General features: G+C 73.6%; 16 protein-coding genes. 10 read left to right on the top strand and 6 right to left on the bottom strand.

Features of this window, described 5'->3' with window-relative positions; all coding sequences use genetic code 11:
* The first annotated feature begins 57 nt into the window (after positions 1–57).
* From ACIRQY_RS00995 to ACIRQY_RS01020, 6 genes are all read left to right on the top strand, one after another.
* Positions 58–1083: an ABC transporter substrate-binding protein gene (locus ACIRQY_RS00995; RefSeq protein WP_403921294.1), complete on the top strand. Its 1026-nt coding sequence runs from the start codon at positions 58–60 to the stop codon at positions 1081–1083.
* Positions 1084–1469: 386 nt separating this feature from the next.
* Positions 1470–2276 carry an ABC transporter permease gene (locus tag ACIRQY_RS01000; RefSeq protein ID WP_403922256.1) on the top strand — a complete coding sequence of 269 codons (807 nt, stop codon included), beginning with the start codon at positions 1470–1472 and terminating at the stop codon, positions 2274–2276.
* Positions 2273–3175 (top strand): ATP-binding cassette domain-containing protein, encoded by a 903-nt coding sequence (locus tag ACIRQY_RS01005; protein ID WP_403921297.1) that lies wholly within the window; start codon positions 2273–2275, stop codon positions 3173–3175. The genes ACIRQY_RS01000 and ACIRQY_RS01005 overlap by 4 nt, the downstream gene beginning before the upstream one ends.
* Positions 3172–4035 carry an ABC transporter substrate-binding protein gene (locus ACIRQY_RS01010; RefSeq protein WP_403921300.1) on the top strand — a complete coding sequence of 288 codons (864 nt, stop codon included), beginning with the start codon at positions 3172–3174 and terminating at the stop codon, positions 4033–4035. The genes ACIRQY_RS01005 and ACIRQY_RS01010 overlap by 4 nt, the downstream gene beginning before the upstream one ends.
* 3 nt (positions 4036–4038) lie before the next feature.
* Entirely contained in the window at positions 4039–5121 is a 1083-nt protein-coding gene (locus ACIRQY_RS01015) for an LLM class flavin-dependent oxidoreductase (protein ID WP_403921303.1), read from the top strand.
* Between the two features lie 46 nt (positions 5122–5167).
* Entirely contained in the window at positions 5168–5428 is a 261-nt protein-coding gene (locus tag ACIRQY_RS01020) for a WhiB family transcriptional regulator (RefSeq protein ID WP_403921306.1), read from the top strand.
* Positions 5429–5458: 30 nt separating this feature from the next.
* On the opposite strand, the gene ACIRQY_RS01025 is transcribed toward ACIRQY_RS01020, so the two are convergent.
* From ACIRQY_RS01025 to ACIRQY_RS01040, 4 genes are all read right to left on the bottom strand, one after another.
* The gene (locus ACIRQY_RS01025) at positions 5459–6433 is read right to left on the bottom strand and encodes an acyl-ACP desaturase (RefSeq protein WP_351780042.1); all 975 of its coding nucleotides are present in this window, start codon (positions 6431–6433) and stop codon (positions 5459–5461) included.
* 325 nt (positions 6434–6758) lie between these two features.
* Positions 6759–8411 (bottom strand): ABC-F family ATP-binding cassette domain-containing protein, encoded by a 1653-nt coding sequence (locus ACIRQY_RS01030; protein ID WP_403921309.1) that lies wholly within the window; start codon positions 8409–8411, stop codon positions 6759–6761.
* 487 nt (positions 8412–8898) lie between these two features.
* Complete coding sequence (locus ACIRQY_RS01035) at positions 8899–9315, bottom strand: SsgA family sporulation/cell division regulator (RefSeq protein ID WP_351780036.1); 417 nt, start codon at positions 9313–9315, stop codon at positions 8899–8901.
* Positions 9316–9457: 142 nt separating this feature from the next.
* Positions 9458–9922 carry a (4Fe-4S)-binding protein gene (locus ACIRQY_RS01040; RefSeq protein ID WP_351780033.1) on the bottom strand — a complete coding sequence of 155 codons (465 nt, stop codon included), beginning with the start codon at positions 9920–9922 and terminating at the stop codon, positions 9458–9460.
* Between the two features lie 75 nt (positions 9923–9997).
* Here ACIRQY_RS01040 and ACIRQY_RS01045 point away from each other — a divergent pair, with 75 nt between their 5' ends.
* Entirely contained in the window at positions 9998–11149 is a 1152-nt protein-coding gene (locus tag ACIRQY_RS01045) for a WD40/YVTN/BNR-like repeat-containing protein (RefSeq protein ID WP_403921313.1), read from the top strand.
* Between the two features lie 188 nt (positions 11150–11337).
* On the opposite strand, the gene ACIRQY_RS01050 is transcribed toward ACIRQY_RS01045, so the two are convergent.
* A complete protein-coding gene (locus ACIRQY_RS01050; protein ID WP_403921316.1) occupies positions 11338–11637 on the bottom strand; it encodes a YciI family protein in 300 nt (99 codons plus the stop codon).
* Between the two features lie 107 nt (positions 11638–11744).
* Between ACIRQY_RS01050 and ACIRQY_RS01055 the strand changes: the two genes are divergently transcribed.
* The 3 genes from ACIRQY_RS01055 (at position 11745) to ACIRQY_RS01065 (ending at position 13009) form a co-directional block, all read left to right on the top strand.
* The gene (locus ACIRQY_RS01055; protein ID WP_403921319.1) at positions 11745–12440 is read left to right on the top strand and encodes an endonuclease V; all 696 of its coding nucleotides are present in this window, start codon (positions 11745–11747) and stop codon (positions 12438–12440) included.
* 66 nt (positions 12441–12506) lie between these two features.
* Positions 12507–12641, top strand: a complete 135-nt coding sequence (mmpA, locus tag ACIRQY_RS01060) for a morphogenic membrane protein MmpA (RefSeq protein WP_351780024.1) — start codon at positions 12507–12509, stop codon at positions 12639–12641.
* The gene (locus ACIRQY_RS01065) at positions 12638–13009 is read left to right on the top strand and encodes a VOC family protein (RefSeq protein ID WP_403921322.1); all 372 of its coding nucleotides are present in this window, start codon (positions 12638–12640) and stop codon (positions 13007–13009) included. The genes mmpA and ACIRQY_RS01065 overlap by 4 nt, the downstream gene beginning before the upstream one ends.
* Positions 13010–13229: 220 nt before the next feature.
* On the opposite strand, the gene ACIRQY_RS01070 is transcribed toward ACIRQY_RS01065, so the two are convergent.
* Entirely contained in the window at positions 13230–14435 is a 1206-nt protein-coding gene (locus ACIRQY_RS01070; RefSeq protein WP_403921325.1) for a saccharopine dehydrogenase family protein, read from the bottom strand.
* Positions 14436–14566: the final 131 nt, after the last annotated feature.

The raw sequence follows: 14566 nt of genomic DNA on the forward strand, positions 1-14566 counted from the left end.
CGCCGCCCCCGCCCCCACCCCTCCCCGTGTCTCCCCGACCCCCGAAGGACGACCGTCATGCGCCCACTCGCCCCGCCGCTCGCCGCGCTCGCGGCCCTCGTCGCCCTCTCCACCCTCACCGCCTGCGGCGGGGACTCCGCCACGGACCGGGCCTCGGGCCCGGGTGGCGGGGCGGAGGGAGAGAAGGGAACGATCACCGTCCGCATCCCCGACCCCGGCAACGCGGGTGTCCTCGCCCTGGGCAAGAAGGACGGCAGCCTCGGCAGGGCACTCGCCGCCGTCGGTGCCGAGGTCGCGTGGACCGGCAGCGCCGGACCCTTCGCCCCCGCGGCCCAGGCGATGAACGCCGACCAGCTCGACATCGCCACCGGCTCCATCACCTCCGGCGTCACCTCGCTCTCCCAGAGCCCCGGCTTCGCCTTCTTCACCGCCACGGACCCCGATCCCGTCGGCGAGGGCATCCTCGTCCGCTCCGGCTCGGACATCACCTCCGTCCGTGACCTGGTCGGCCGGAAGGTCGCCGTCAACAAGGGCGGCACCGGCGAGTACCTGCTCCTCAAGGCCCTCGCGAAGGCGGGCGTGCCCGCCGACCGGGTCGAGCGGGTGTACCTCCGCCCCGACCAGACGGCGGCCGTCTTCAACGCGGGCCAGGTCGACGCCTGGGCCGTCTGGTCGACCTACGCCGTCGCCGAACTCGGCACGGGCAAGGCCAGGTTCGTCGCCGACGGAACCGCCATCGGCTCCGACAACTACAGCCTCAACGCGGTCCGTTCGGGCTTCGCCAAGGACCACCCCGAGGTCGTCCGGGCGCTCTACGCGTATCTGCACGAGAACAGCGCCAAGGAGAAGAAGGACCCGGCCGCGTACCTCAACGTCTTCACCGACGCCGGACCCACCGCCGTCAACGGCAAGGCCAAGGAGATCCAGATCGACTTCACCGCCAAGGGCGGCACGGTCGACCCGATCGGCCCCGAGGACATCGAGCGCTTCGAGACCGTCGCCCGGTTCTACGCCGACCAGAAGGTCACACCGAACAAGGTCGACATCGCCTCCCACCTGCTCGACGTCGAGAAGCTGTCATGACCGCCGTGACCGGCCCCCACCCCGCCGGGACGGCGAAGACCCCCGCCCCGCCCGGGGAAGCCGCCCCCTCCCAGGTGACCGGCCCGCCCCGGGAGACCCCCGTCCCCCAGGAGCCCACCGCCCGGACCGGACCGCAGCCCGTCCCCGCGACCGACCCCGAGCGGCGCCCCAGGCCCGATCCCGACCCGGAGCCGCGCCCCGATCCCGTGTCTGATCCCCTGCCCATTCCCGCGCCCATTCCCGCGCCCATTCCCGCGCCCATTCCCGCGCCCATTCCCCTGCCCGACGTCGAGTCGCAGCCCGAGCCCGAGCCCGACCCGGAACCGCGGCCCGAGCCCGCATCCCGTACCGGGTCCCCGCCCGCAGCCGATCCCACCGCCGGGCTCGTGGTGCCCCGCCCCCAGATCCACCGCCCCCGTTCCCGTACGTACGCGCTCGTCGTCCGTGCGCTCGGACCGTTCGCCCTGCTCGGGCTCTGGTGGGGCGCCTCCGCCACCGGTCTCCTCACCCCCGACGTCCTCGCCTCGCCCGCCCAGGTCCTCGACGCGGTGGGGGAGTTGTGGGGCAACGGCCAGCTGACCGACGCCCTGTCCACCTCCCTCACCCGTTCCGGCCTCGGACTCCTCATCGGACTGACCGCCGGACTCGTCCTCGGCATCACCACCGGCTTCACCCGGCTCGGCGACGAACTCCTCGACTCCTCCCTCCAGACCCTCCGCACCATCCCCTTCCTCTCCCTCGTCCCGCTCTTCATGGTCTGGTTCGGCATCAACGAGACCGCGAAGATCCTGCTCATCGCGGTCGCCACCACCTTCCCGATGTACGTCTCCGCCAGCGGCGGCGTCCGGGGCACCGACCGCAAACTCGTCGAGGCCATGCGGAGCTTCGGGCTCGGCCGCCTCGCGATCGTCCGGCAGGTCGTCCTGCCCGGGGCGCTGCCCTCGCTCCTCGCCGGACTGCGGCTCTCGATGACGCTCAGCGTCATCGCGCTCATCGCCGCCGAGGAGATCAACGCCACCGAGGGCATCGGCTATCTGATGTCCCAGGCCCAGAGCTACGCCCGCACCGACATCCTCGCCGTCTGCATCCTCGTCTACGGTCTGCTCGGCCTGGTCGCCGACGTCCTCGTCCGTGGCCTGGAGCGGGTCCTCATGCCCTGGCGCACGGCGGGCCCCGGAGGAGGAACCCGATGACCACGACCCCGCCCGCGACCGGGACCACCGCCGTACGGGTCAGCGGACTGCGCCGGGTGTTCGGCACCCGGCCGGTCCTCGACGGCCTCGATCTGACCCTGGAACGGGGTGAGTTCGTCGCCCTGCTGGGGGCCAGCGGCAGCGGCAAGACGACACTGCTGCGCATCCTGGGCGCCCTCGACGGCGCCGACGGAGGGGAGGCCCTCGTCCCCGCCGCCCGCACCATCGTCTTCCAGGAACCCCGGCTCATCCCCTCCAAGAAGGTCCTCGCCAATGTGACCGTCGGCCTGCCGCGCGGGGCCGCCACCCGGGCGACCGGTCTGCGAGCCCTCGCCGAGGTCGGCCTCGAACCGCACGCCGACGCCTGGCCCGCCACCCTCTCCGGCGGCGAGGCCCAGCGGGTCGCGCTGGCCCGCGCCCTCGTCCGGGAACCCGAACTCCTCCTCCTGGACGAGCCGTTCGCGGCGCTCGACGCGCTGACCCGGCTCCGCATGCAGGATCTGGTGGAGGAGCTCCGCCGTATCCACCGGCCCGCCGTGCTGCTCGTCACCCATGACGTCGACGAGGCCGTCCGGCTCGCCGACCGGGTCGCCGTCCTGCGCGACGGACGGCTCGTCACCGACGAGCGGGTGACCGTGGCCCGCCCCCGTGACCCCGGCGACCCGGCCTCCGTCGCCCTGCGCCGCCGCCTCCTCGCCGACCTCGGCGTGCACCCGTCCGAGGCCCCCGTCCCCCGAGTCGGCACCGGCGCGTACCCGTCCGAGGCCCCCGTTCCCCAAGTCGGCACCGGCGCGTACCCGTCCGAGAACCCCGGGCCCCGAGCCGACCCCCGTACGACCCCTTCCGAAGCCCCCCGTCCCCTCCCCGCCCCCGTCTCTCCCGAAGGAGCGTCCGCATGACCGTCGTCATCGGTGTCCACCGCAGCAACCCGTCCCTCTACCACCTGTCCCGGCTCGGCTACGCCGAGGAGGAGCTGGCCGCCCTCGGCGAGACCGTGACCTGGCACCCGTACACCGACGGAGTCCGCACCGGCGCCCATCTCGCCGACGGCACCATCGACTTCGGCGGCACCGGCTCGACCCCGCCGGTCACCGCGCAGGCCGCCGGGCACGACATCGTCTACACCGCCGTCTCCGCACCCCGCCCCGACCACGGCGCGCTGCTCGTCACCGAGGACAGCCCGGTCCGTGCCGTCGCCGACCTCAGGGGCGGCACCGTCCACCTCGCCGTGGGCTCCTGGCAGACCCACCTCGTGGCCAAGGCACTGGACGACGAGGGCCTCTCGTACGCCACCGACATCACCCCGGTGCGCGGCGGCGCCGACAGCGAGGAACTGCTGCGTGCCGGGGCGATCACCGCCTGGGTGGCGCAGGGTGCCGAGCTGGCCGCCGCCCGCCGCCGGGGCGGGCTGCGTACCCTCGTCCGTACCGGCGAGGTCATCAGCGACCGGTCCGTGTTCTTCACCCGGCGTGACCTGGCCGAGGGGCGGCCCGAGGTGGTGGAGGCGCTCACCCGGGCGCTGCGGCGGGCCGACGAGTGGGCCGCCGCGCATCCGCGCGAGGCCGCCGAGATCGCCGCCGCCGACCAGGGCGGCTCGGCCGACGACTGGGAGACCGCGCTGCGGGCGCTGCCCTGGACGATCGAGGAGGTCACCGAGGAGTTCGTCGCCGAGCAGCAGCGGGCGGCGGACGTCTTCCACCGCGCCGGATTCATCGACCGTGCCGTCACCGTCGCCGACGCCCTGCCCCGGAAGGCCTGAACCATGGCCTCCCCGGCACCCGAAGTCCTCTGGTACGTCATCCCGCGCGAAGGCGCCTATCCGTGGGAGCCGGCGGGCCGCCGCCCCGTCGACCTCCGCTATCTCCAGCAGCTCGCCGGAACCGTCGAACGCCTCGGCTACACGGGCGCGTTGCTCGCGACCGACCTCTACGACGTGTGGCCGCTCGGCTCGGCGCTCGCCGCCTCCACCAGCACCCGGTTCAAGCCGCTGCTGGCCGTCCACCCCGGACTGATCTCACCGACGCTGCTCGCCAAGATGGCACTGAGCTTCGACAACCTCTTCGGGGGGCGGCTGCGGTTCAACGTGGTCAACGGGTCGACCGCCGCCCTGCGCGAGTACGGGCTGCACGTCGAGCACGACGAGCGGTACGCGCTGAGCGCCGAGTACTGGTCGATCGTGAAGCGGCTCACGGCGGGCGAGGTCTTCGACCACAAGGGCCGCTTCTACGACCTCCGGGGCGCGGGCGCCTCCTTCCGCGACCTGCGCCCCGTCCAGGAGACGCACGTCCCGCTCTGGTTCGGCGGCTCCTCGGCGGCGGGCATCGAGATGGCCGCCGAACACGTCGACGTCTACCTCACCTGGGGCGAGCCGCCGCACCTGCTCAAGGAGAAGCTCGACCACGTACGGGCCAGGGCCGCCGCGCACGGGCGGACCCTCCGCATCGGGCTGCGGCTCCACCTCATCGTCCGGGACACCGAGGACGCGGCCTGGGCCGCCGCCGACCGGCTCCTGGACGTCACCAGCGAGGAGACGTACGCCCGGCAGCTCGGCGGGCACACGGGCGAGGACGGGGTGGGCTGGCAGCGCCAGTTCCGCCAGCACGGCGGGAAGGTGCCCGCGCGGGCACGGGAGCTGGAGACCCATCCGAACCTGTGGCCCGGGATGAGCCTCTTCCGGCCCGGACCCGGAACGGCGGTCGTGGGCTCCGCGGCCCAGGTGGTGGAGCGGCTCAAGGAGTACCAGGAGCTGGGGGTGGACACGTTCATCCTGTCGGGCAACCCGCTCCTGGAGGAGGCGTACCGGGTCGCCGAGACGATTCTCCCCGCGCTGGGTATCCGCCATTGATCGAACGTTGATGGCGTGTTTACGGTCCTGGGGCAGCCTGTCGGTCATGCAGATGATGGAGACCGACGTGCTGACCGTCCCCGCCCCCGACCTCTCGTGGCGTGAGAACGCCCTGTGTGCCCAGGCGGGCCCGGAGTTCTTCTTCCCGGCCCCCGGTTCGTCGACGCGCGAGGCGAAGCAGCTGTGCGGGGCGTGCGAGGGCCGGATCGCGTGCCTGGAGTACGCCCTGACCCACGACGAGCGGTTCGGGGTGTGGGGCGGACTGTCCGAGAAGGAGCGCGGACGGCTCAAGCGGCTGAGCCGCTGAGGCCGTCCGGGTCCCGCGTCCCCGAGGGGATCAGCCGGCCGCGCGGGCGGCCATCCGGGCCTTGCGGGCCGCGAGCTTCACGTCGAACTTGCTGGCCTCGGCGTCCAGACCGTCCATGTAGAGGCCCAGTTCCTCCTGGGCGCGCAGCCCGTCGGGGCCGAGGCCGTCGATCTGGAGGACCTTGAGGAAGCGCAGGACGGGCTGGAGGACGTCGTCGTGGTGGATGCGCGTGTTGTAGATCTCGCCGATCGCCATCTGGGCCGCCGCGCGCTCGAAGCCCGGGATGCCGTGTCCGGGCATCCGGAAGTCGACCACGACGTCCCGTACGGCCTGCATCGTCAGGTCCGGGGCGATCTCGAAGGCCGCGCCCAGCAGGTTGCGGTAGAAGACCATGTGCAGGTTCTCGTCTGTGGCGATGCGGGCCAGCATCCGGTCGCACACCGGGTCGCCGGACTGGTGGCCGGTGTTGCGGTGCGAGATGCGGGTGGCCAGCTCCTGGAAGGCGACGTACGCCACGGAGTGCAGCATCGAGTGCCGGTTGTCGGACTCGAAGCCCTCGCTCATGTGGGACATCCGGAACTGCTCCAGCTTGTCCGGGTCGACGGCGCGCGAGGCCAGCAGGTAGTCGCGCATCACGATGCCGTGACGGCCCTCCTCGGCGGTCCAGCGGTGCACCCAGGTGCCCCAGGCGCCGTCGCGGCCGAAGAGGCTGGCGATCTCGTGGTGGTAGCTCGGGAGGTTGTCCTCGGTGAGCAGGTTGACGACGAGGGCGATCCGGCCGATGTCGGTGACCTTGGACTGGGACGGCTCCCAGGCATCGCCGTCCTCGAAGAACCCGGGGAAGTTCCGGCCGTCGGACCACGGCACGTACTCGTGCGGCATCCAGTCCTTGGTGACCTTGAGGTGCCGGTTCAGCTCCTTCTCCACGACCTCCTCCAGCGCGTAGAGCAGCCGCGCGTCGGTCCACCCGTTCGAGGTGCCGAGAGGGGGAGAGGTGAGCGTCACGGGAACTCCTGGGGACGGAGAAGGGCATACGGGCGTACCTACGGGTTCGTAGGTTACGAGACCGTAGGTTAAGGCTCCATAAGGCGTCGGCCAAGCCCGTCCAGGGCGATGTCCGATTACGTTCCGTTATGTGTGCTGCTCGGACGGGCTCCGGAGACGCAGGTCACGTACCCGGGGGTGTCCTCCGCTCGGCCGGTCGGCTACGGAGCGCAGGCCGCCGACCCCGAAAGGGGGCGCCAGGAAGGCGGGACTCTCGAATCCCGCCCCAGCGGCCTCGGGCCGTGGCGCCCCCGGTCTCGGGGCGGAGGGTCGGCGGCGCCCGGCCTCAGCGCGTGGACGAGGGCACGCGGTGACTCCCCCTGACCTCCTCGGCGGTCGTCGGGCGCAGTTCCCCGTCGAGCAGCAGCCAGCGCGTGATGCCCAGCGACTCCAGGAACGTCACGTCGTGGCTCGCCACGACCAGCGCCCCCTCGTAGGCGTCGAGCGCCGCCGTCAGTTTCCGTACCGACGCCATGTCCAGGTTGTTCGTCGGCTCGTCCAGCATCAGCAGTTGCGGGGCGGGTTCCGCGAGCAGCAGCGCCGCAAGCGTCGCCCGGAACCGCTCACCGCCCGAGAGGGTGCCGACGGGCTGGTCGGCGCGGGAGCCCCGGAAGAGGAATCGGGCGAGCCGCGCCCGGATCATGTTCCCGGTGGCCCCGGGAGCGAACCGGGCCACGTTCTCCACGATGCTCAGACCGTCGTCGAGGAGATCGAGCCGCTGCGGCAGGAAGCGCAGCGGCACCCGCACCTCCCGCTCGCCGGACAGCGGCTCCAGCTCCCCGGCGATCGTCCGCAGCAGCGTCGTCTTCCCGGCGCCGTTGCGGCCGACCAGGGCGATCCGCTCCGGACCGCGCAGCTCGAACGAGCCCGCCACCCGTGCCCCGTAACGGAGTTCGAGGTCCCGCAGGTACAGCACCTCGCGGCCCGGCGGCACCGAGGTGCGGGGCAGCTCGACGCGGATCTCGTCGTCGTCGCGCACCGCCTCCACGGCGGCATCGAGCCGCTCCCGTGCCCCGGAGAGCCGCTCGGCGTGCAGCGCGCGGTGCTTGCCCGCCGAGACCTGCGCCTCGCTCTTCCGGTTGTTCGCCACGACCTTCGGGACGACCTTGTTCTCGAAGCTCTTCTGCGCGTACCGCCTGCGGCGCGCCAGCTTCACCTGGGAGTCGCCCAGTTCGCGCTTCTGGCGCTGTACGTCGGCCTCGGCGACCCGCACCATCCGCTCCGCCGCCTCCTGTTCGGCGGCGAGCGCGGTCTCGTAGTCGGACCAGGCCCCGCCGTACCAGGTGACGGAACCGTCGCGGAGGTCGGCGATCTGGTCGACGCGCTCCAGGAGTTCACGGTCGTGACTGACCACGACCAGGACCCCGGACCAGTGCTCCACGGCCTCGTACAGCCGGGCGCGGGCGTGCCGGTCCAGATTGTTCGTCGGCTCGTCGAGCAGCAGCACGTCGGGCCGGGCGAGCAGCAGCGCGGCCAGGCGCAGGAGGACGGATTCGCCGCCGGAGACCTCGCCCACCGTCCGGTCGAGACCCACGGAGCCGAGGCCGAGCTGGTCCAGGGTGGCGCGGGCGCGTTCCTCCACGTCCCAGTCGTCGGCGAGCACGGTGAAGTGCTCCTCCGCAGGGTCGCCCGACTCGATGGCGTGCAGCGCGGCCCGCTTGGCGTCGATGCCGAGGATCTCGTCCACCCGGCGGGAGGTGTCGAGCACCAGGTTCTGCGGGAGGTGTCCCAGCTCCCCGGTGATCCGGACCGTGCCGGACGCCGGGCTCAGCTCGCCCGCGAGCAGCCTGAGGAGCGTGGACTTGCCGGAGCCGTTGAGCCCGACGAGCCCGGTGCGGCCGGGGCCGACCGAGAGGCGGAAGTCGTCGAACACCTCGGTGCCGTCCGGCCAGGAGAAGGAGAGGGAGCGGCAGCTGATGAAGGTGGGGTGATGTGTCACAAGGGTCTCCGGATGCGTGAGCGCAGGGGCGTGCGAGGGCGACGCGTGGAGACACCGGGGCGCGGGCAGTCGTCAGGAACGGCTCGTACGCCGAGGGCGGGCACGGCACGCACGGCACAGGGGCACGCGCGGCACGGTGTCTCGCAACCTCAGACGAGCAACGTCCTTCTCCGATCGGACGACGACTGGTTCGTTCACGACCGTAGGACCGCCGTCCGGGAGGGGCAACCGATTTACCGGACGGGGAGCGGCCCGGTGGGGGAGCGGGGGCCCGAGGCGCCCTCGGAGGGGTACGCGTACGGAGAGCGGGGCCGGGCGCGGGGAGCAGCGGGGCTCGGAGCGCCTTCCACCAGGAGCGGTCGGCGGGCCCGGAGGGGTTTCCCGCCAGGCGCGGGCGGCGGGGCCCGGACGGCATCCCGCCGGGCACGGGACGGAAAGCAAGGGCGGGGAGAAGCCTCCCCTCAGAGCTGTGGGCCGGGGCCCGGCGTCACGGCCGGTCGCGGAGCAGCTCCGCCAGGTCCTGGTCCCAGTCGAGGTACTGGTGCTCACGGCCCGGAGGCACCAGGTGCTCCGAGCGCTCCAGGAAGAGCCGCAGCTCGGAGGTCCGCACATGGACCATGGCGACCCCTTCGGGGGCGTGGAACTCGACCACCGTGCGGTCGTACCCGTACGGACGCAGCCGTACGTCCCCGACGCCGGCGGGCCGCTCCACCCCCTGGACGAGCAGCTCCCGGGCGAACGCCCAGGAGACCTCGACGCCCTCCAGGGTCGCCGGGGGCGGAAAGGCCATGCTCACGGCGTACGGGTCCTCGCGGTCGTACCGCAGAGTGGCGGGAACGGTCTCCATACGAGGAGCGGACGCGACCAGCCGGGCCTGGACGGCCTGCTCGATGACGGCGGACAAGACCGGCTCCTCTCACACGGCTGCGGATCCTGTGCGTCTCCCCGACACCAGGCCACCTGACACCTGGAAGGACGTGCGGCATGGCCGGAACGTGCACTGTGGACCCACGTGAGCTGCGTCACCGGGGGTGCGGCGGCGCGTGTCAGCCTTGTCCGGGAGCCCCGTCGCCGCGCTCCGCGCAGGGCCCGGAGCCGTCACAGTACGGCTGGTTTCCGGAGGTTCCACAGCCGCACAGCATCACCCGCGTCTCATGACGCTCGCCGGACGGCCCGTCCACGAGTAGATCCCCGCGCAGTACGACCTGGCCGGATTTCGTCCGGCGCACGGTGGTGGGGGAGTCCGGCCGCTCGACGGAGCCGTCCGCCGGGCGGTACTGGAGCGCCCCCGAGGGACAGCGGCGCACCACCTCGGCCACGCGCCCCGGATCGGCGCCGTCCGGCAGCACCCACGGGCGCCGGGAGAGGTCGAAGACCTCGGGCAGCCCGTGGACGCACTCGGCCGCGTGCAGACAGCGCCGGGGCTCGAAGGTGACGGTGACGCCCTCGCCCTCGTACTCCTTGATCTTCGGCTTCTCGGCGGGCGCGGGCCCGCCCGTGCGGTCGGTCATGCCACCAGCCTAGGAACGCCCGGCGGGGCACGCACCCTGGACGGCGGACCGCCCGGGGCACTAGCTTCCGGCGCCATGACGTCCATGGGAAAGACGAGACGAACGATGTCGGTGGGGCTGACCGGGGCGGCGCTCGCGCTGACCCTGGCGGTCCCGGCGCGGGCCGGGGCGACCCCCACGGCCGCGACCGGCGCCGACACCGCCGCGACGGCCGCGACCGCCGTGACGAGCGGCTGGCGCCTGACACCGACCGGGACCGACGCCCGCTTCCGGGGGCTCGCCGCGGTCGACCGCTCGACCGCCTGGGCCGCCGGGTCCAAGGGCACGGTCCTGCGCACCACCGACGGCGGCCGCAGCTGGCGGAACGTCTCACCGCCGGGCGCGGACGGGCTGGAGTTCCGCGACGTGGAGGCGTTCGACGCCCGCCGGGCCGTCGTGCTCGCCATCGGGGAGGGCGAGGCCTCCCGGGTCCTGCGCACCGAGGACGGCGGCGCCACCTGGACCGAGTCCTTCCGGAACACCGATCCGCGTGCCTTCTACGACTGCATGACCTTCTTCGACCCCCGGCACGGTCTCGCCATGAGCGACCCGGTCGACGGCAAGTACCGCATCCTCTCCACCCGTGACGGCGGCCGTTCCTGGCACGTCCTGCCCAGCGGGGGAATGCCGGACGCCCTGCCCGGGGAGGCGGGGTTCGCGGCCGGCGGCCAGTGCCTGGTCTCGGCGGGCCCCCGGGACGTGTGGCTCGCCACCGGCGGCGCGGCCACCGCCCGCGTCCTGCACTCCGCCGACCGTGGGCTGACCTGGAAGGCCACCGTCTCGCCGATCCCCGCCGGGGACCCGGCCCGAGGGGTCTTCGGGCTCGCCTTCCGTGACCGGACGCACGGCCTCGCCGTCGGCGGCGACTACCGCAAGGACCAGCCGTCCCCGCGGGCCGCCGCCGTCACCGGTGACGGCGGCCGGAACTGGCGTCCCTCCGCCACACCGCCGCCCGCCTACCGCTCGGGCGTCGCCTGGCTCCCGTACGGGAAGGCGGCGGCCCTCGCCGTCGGCCCCACCGGCACGGATCTGACCACCGACGGCGGCCGCACGTGGCGGACGGTCGACACCGGTTCGTACGACACGGTCGACTGCACCCGCGACGGGACCTGCTGGGCCTCCGGCGAACGCGGCCGGATCGCGGTGGCGGGCCGTGCCGCCCGGCCGACGCACGACGGACACCACTGACGACGGCGACGGTCACCACTGACGAAGGCGACGGGCACCGGAGCGGCGGCTCGGGGCGGGCGGGGGACAGCCGTACCGGACCGCCGGACCGTCGCACGGGGTTTCGCCCCGTGTTTCGGCCCGGGTTTCGCCCCGGGGTTCGGCCCGGCCGTCGCTCCCGACGGGCGGCGCCGGGACGGCTCCTGGGGCTACGAGGGCAACTCCTCGCGGTACGCGACCAGTTCGGCGGCCGTCTTCGTCGCGTAGAACTCCGTGATCCGGTAGGCGCAGACACCCCCGGTGCTGAACGGGTCGCCCGCCGCGATCTCCTCGATCCGCGCGCGGTCGACCCCGGCGGCCAGGATGATGCCGCCGTCGCGCGGGTTCTTCCGCCCCGAAGCGACGAACACGCCCGCTGCGTACTGCTCGTCGAGCCAGGCGACGTGCGCGTCGAGGAAGGCGTCGACCCGCTCGACGGGCGCTGTGTAGGTCAATTCCAGTACGAACATGATCGCCAGGCTACCCGCCGCCCACCGGACGGCGGGTCGCTTTCCGGTACGGGGCCGACCTGGTGGACCGCCCCGCCGGACCACCCCGGCATAGGGTGGCCCGCATCATGACGATCATCGAGATTCCGGTGGGCTGGCCCGCCGACGAGACCTCCGCCCGAGCCGTCCAGGAGGAGCTGCGCACCCGTCTCGTCCGCACGGAGGACGGCCCGGCGGCCGGTACGGGCCACGTCACCGGTCTCGACGTGGCCTACGACGACGGGCGTGACCTCGTCGTCGCCGCCGCCGTCGTGCTGGACGCGCGGACCCTGGAGGTGGTCGAGGAGGCCACCGCCGTCGGCCGGGTCTCCTTCCCCTACGTCCCCGGACTGCTCGCCTTCCGGGAGATCCCCACCGTGCTCGCCGCCCTGGACCGGCTCACCGCCGACCCGGGACTGCTCGTCTGCGACGGATACGGCATCGCCCACCCCCGCCGCTTCGGCCTCGCCAGCCACCTCGGCGTGCTCACCGGCCGCCCGTCCCTCGGCGTCGCCAAGAACCCCTTCACCTTCACCTGTGAGCAGCCGGGGCCCGCGCGCGGCGACTCCGCCCCGCTCCTGGCCGACGGCGAGGAGGTCGGCCGCGCCCTGCGCACCCGGACCGGGGTGAAGCCCGTGTTCGTCTCCGAGGGCCACCGGATCTCCCTCGCGAACGCCTGCGCCCAGACCCTCCACCTCACCCCGCGCTACCGCCTCCCCGAGACCACCCGCCACGCCGACGCGCTCTGCCGCCGGGCCCTGAAGGACGCGCTCGCGGAGGGGTGAGAGCTGGTACGACTGAGTACCCGTACGGATACCGCTCCGTGACCCGGCGGCGGCAGAGTGAGGGCCATGACGACTTCCCTCTCCGCCCCGCCGCGCACCACCGGACGCGTCCTGAACCTGGCCCTCGCGGGCGCCGTACTGCTCGCCCTCGGCTGGCTCTGCGCCATCGCGTACGTGCTCCTCGTCTGGGCCGTCGCGTGATCGGGCGCTTCCGCTGTCTGGTGCTCGACTGTCCCGACGCCCATGAACTCGCCGACTTCTACCGGCGGTTGGTCGGCGGCGAGGTGGAGGGCCCCGATCCCCGGTGGGCCGTCGGAGACGGTTCCGTGGTCCTGCGGGGCGAGACGGGGCCGGTGCTCGCCTTCCAGAGCGTGGCCGACCACCGGCCGCCCGTCTGGGGCGCCCCCGAGCAGCAGTTCCTGCTCGACGTGCTGGTGGACGACCTGTCCGCCGCCCATGAGGCGGTCCTCACGCTCGGAGCCGTACCCCTCGACGGCGGAGGCGGCGACCCGGCCCGCCGCGTCTACGCCGACCCTGCGGGACACCCCTTCCGGCTCGTACGTCCCTGAGCGGGCGTTCCGTCCCGGGCGGACCTGGGGCCTGTCTGACAATTCCCTCAATTCCCTTCGTCGCCCTCAGGGCGGCCGCGAGGCCACCGGCCCGTTGCCCCGCGATCGCGTCGCCGCGCGAGCCCGGCCCGGTGCGCGTCCGGCGACCGCCCCGCCGCCCTCGGCAGGCCCGGCCCTTCCTCCGTGCGGGCCGGCTCGACGGCACCGGCGCTCAGACCGCTCAGCCCCGGTGCGCCACCCGGAAGCGGATGCCCGTGGCGCGCAGCCGGGCGATGAGGGCGTCGCCCATCGCCGTCGCCGTGGTCACCTGGCCCGCCGTCCTCGGCAGCGGGTCGAAGGCCAGGCAGAGGGCCGACTCGGCCAGCATCTTCGCCGTCTCGTCATAGCCCGGGTCGCCGCCCGACACCTCGGTGAGGACCCGGCGCCCGCCGCCCTCGCCGACGAACCGCACCGAGAACCAGCTGCGCGCCCGCCGTTCCGCCGAAGGACCCTTGCCACCCGGATAACGATCCATCAGCCAGTCACGGACGAGCGGGAGTTGGGCCGCAGTCACACCCGCACCGACGAACGCGGTACCCCCGAGGGCCATCGGCAGGGTCTTCACGGAGGCGTAGTGCCGGTAGCGGAAGTCCGGCCCGTACCGGTCGAGCGCGCGGGCCGAGCGGGCCACGACCTGCGGATCGAGCGTCGGCAGCGGCAGCGCCCAGGTACCGGTCTCCGGGCTGAACCGGGGGCCGCCCAGCGGTGCCCGCGCCCGCCGCCCGACCAGCCGGGGCTCGTACAGGCGCCGTTGCCGCGCGGCCCGCAGGATCTCCCGGCCCCGGCCGAAGGAGGTGAGGGCGGAGGCGAAGGTGCCGCCGGAGAAGGCGGCCCCGGCGCGGACGAAGCCGTCCACACGCAGCGGCACGCCCTCCGGGAGCTGCTGGACGGTGAAGAGGACCCCGAGGTCGTGCGGGACGGAGTCGAAACCGCAGGCGTGCACGAGACGGGCGCCGGTCTCCCGGGCGCGCGCGTCGTGCCGTACGTAGGTCAGGTCGACGAACTCGGGCTCGCCGGTGAGGTCCACACAGTCCGTGCCCGCCTCCGCGCAGGCGGCCACGAGTCCGTCGCCGTACCGCACGTAGGGGCCGACCGTGGTGGCCACCACCCGCGTGGAACCGGCGAGTTCGCGCAGCGACTCCGGGTCGGCGCAGTCCGCGACCAGCAGCGGCAGTTCCGCGAGGTGCGGCCGGCCGACGGCGAGCCGGTCCCGCAGCGCCCTCAGCCGGTCGGGGGCGCGCCCGGCGAGCGCCCAGCGGCACCAGGCCGGGGCGTGGTCGGCCAGGTACTCCGCGGTGAGTTCGCCCACGAAGCCGGTCGCGCCGAAGAGGACCACGTCGTACGGCCTCGTTCCGGCCCCGCCCGCCAGGTCCGCCGCTGTCTCCATCGAGCACCTCGTCCCGTGCGCCCCGCGCCGCCCCCCGGCGCGATGGTCGTCGGCGGAGGATAGCGGACCCCGGGGCCGCGCCCCACCGTGTCGCGCCCCCTTCCCGCCCCCCGGGAATTTCCAGGCGCCCG

Origin of the sequence: Streptomyces sp. NPDC101490, from assembly GCF_044767145.1 — a bacterium.
Lineage (GTDB): Bacteria > Actinomycetota > Actinomycetes > Streptomycetales > Streptomycetaceae > Streptomyces.

Coding starts and splice junctions, on each gene's coding strand:
- ACIRQY_RS00995 (WP_403921294.1), top strand. CDS start 58: ATGCGCCCACTCGCCCCGCCGCTCGCCGCGCTCGCGGCCCTCGTCGCC.
- ACIRQY_RS01005 (WP_403921297.1), top strand. CDS start 2,273: ATGACCACGACCCCGCCCGCGACCGGGACCACCGCCGTACGGGTCAGC.
- ACIRQY_RS01010 (WP_403921300.1), top strand. CDS start 3,172: ATGACCGTCGTCATCGGTGTCCACCGCAGCAACCCGTCCCTCTACCAC.
- ACIRQY_RS01015 (WP_403921303.1), top strand. CDS start 4,039: ATGGCCTCCCCGGCACCCGAAGTCCTCTGGTACGTCATCCCGCGCGAA.
- ACIRQY_RS01020 (WP_403921306.1), top strand. CDS start 5,168: ATGCAGATGATGGAGACCGACGTGCTGACCGTCCCCGCCCCCGACCTC.
- ACIRQY_RS01040 (WP_351780033.1), bottom strand. CDS start 9,922: ATGACCGACCGCACGGGCGGGCCCGCGCCCGCCGAGAAGCCGAAGATC.
- ACIRQY_RS01045 (WP_403921313.1), top strand. CDS start 9,998: ATGACGTCCATGGGAAAGACGAGACGAACGATGTCGGTGGGGCTGACC.
- ACIRQY_RS01050 (WP_403921316.1), bottom strand. CDS start 11,637: ATGTTCGTACTGGAATTGACCTACACAGCGCCCGTCGAGCGGGTCGAC.
- ACIRQY_RS01055 (WP_403921319.1), top strand. CDS start 11,745: ATGACGATCATCGAGATTCCGGTGGGCTGGCCCGCCGACGAGACCTCC.
- mmpA (WP_351780024.1), top strand. CDS start 12,507: ATGACGACTTCCCTCTCCGCCCCGCCGCGCACCACCGGACGCGTCCTG.
- ACIRQY_RS01070 (WP_403921325.1), bottom strand. CDS start 14,435: ATGGAGACAGCGGCGGACCTGGCGGGCGGGGCCGGAACGAGGCCGTAC.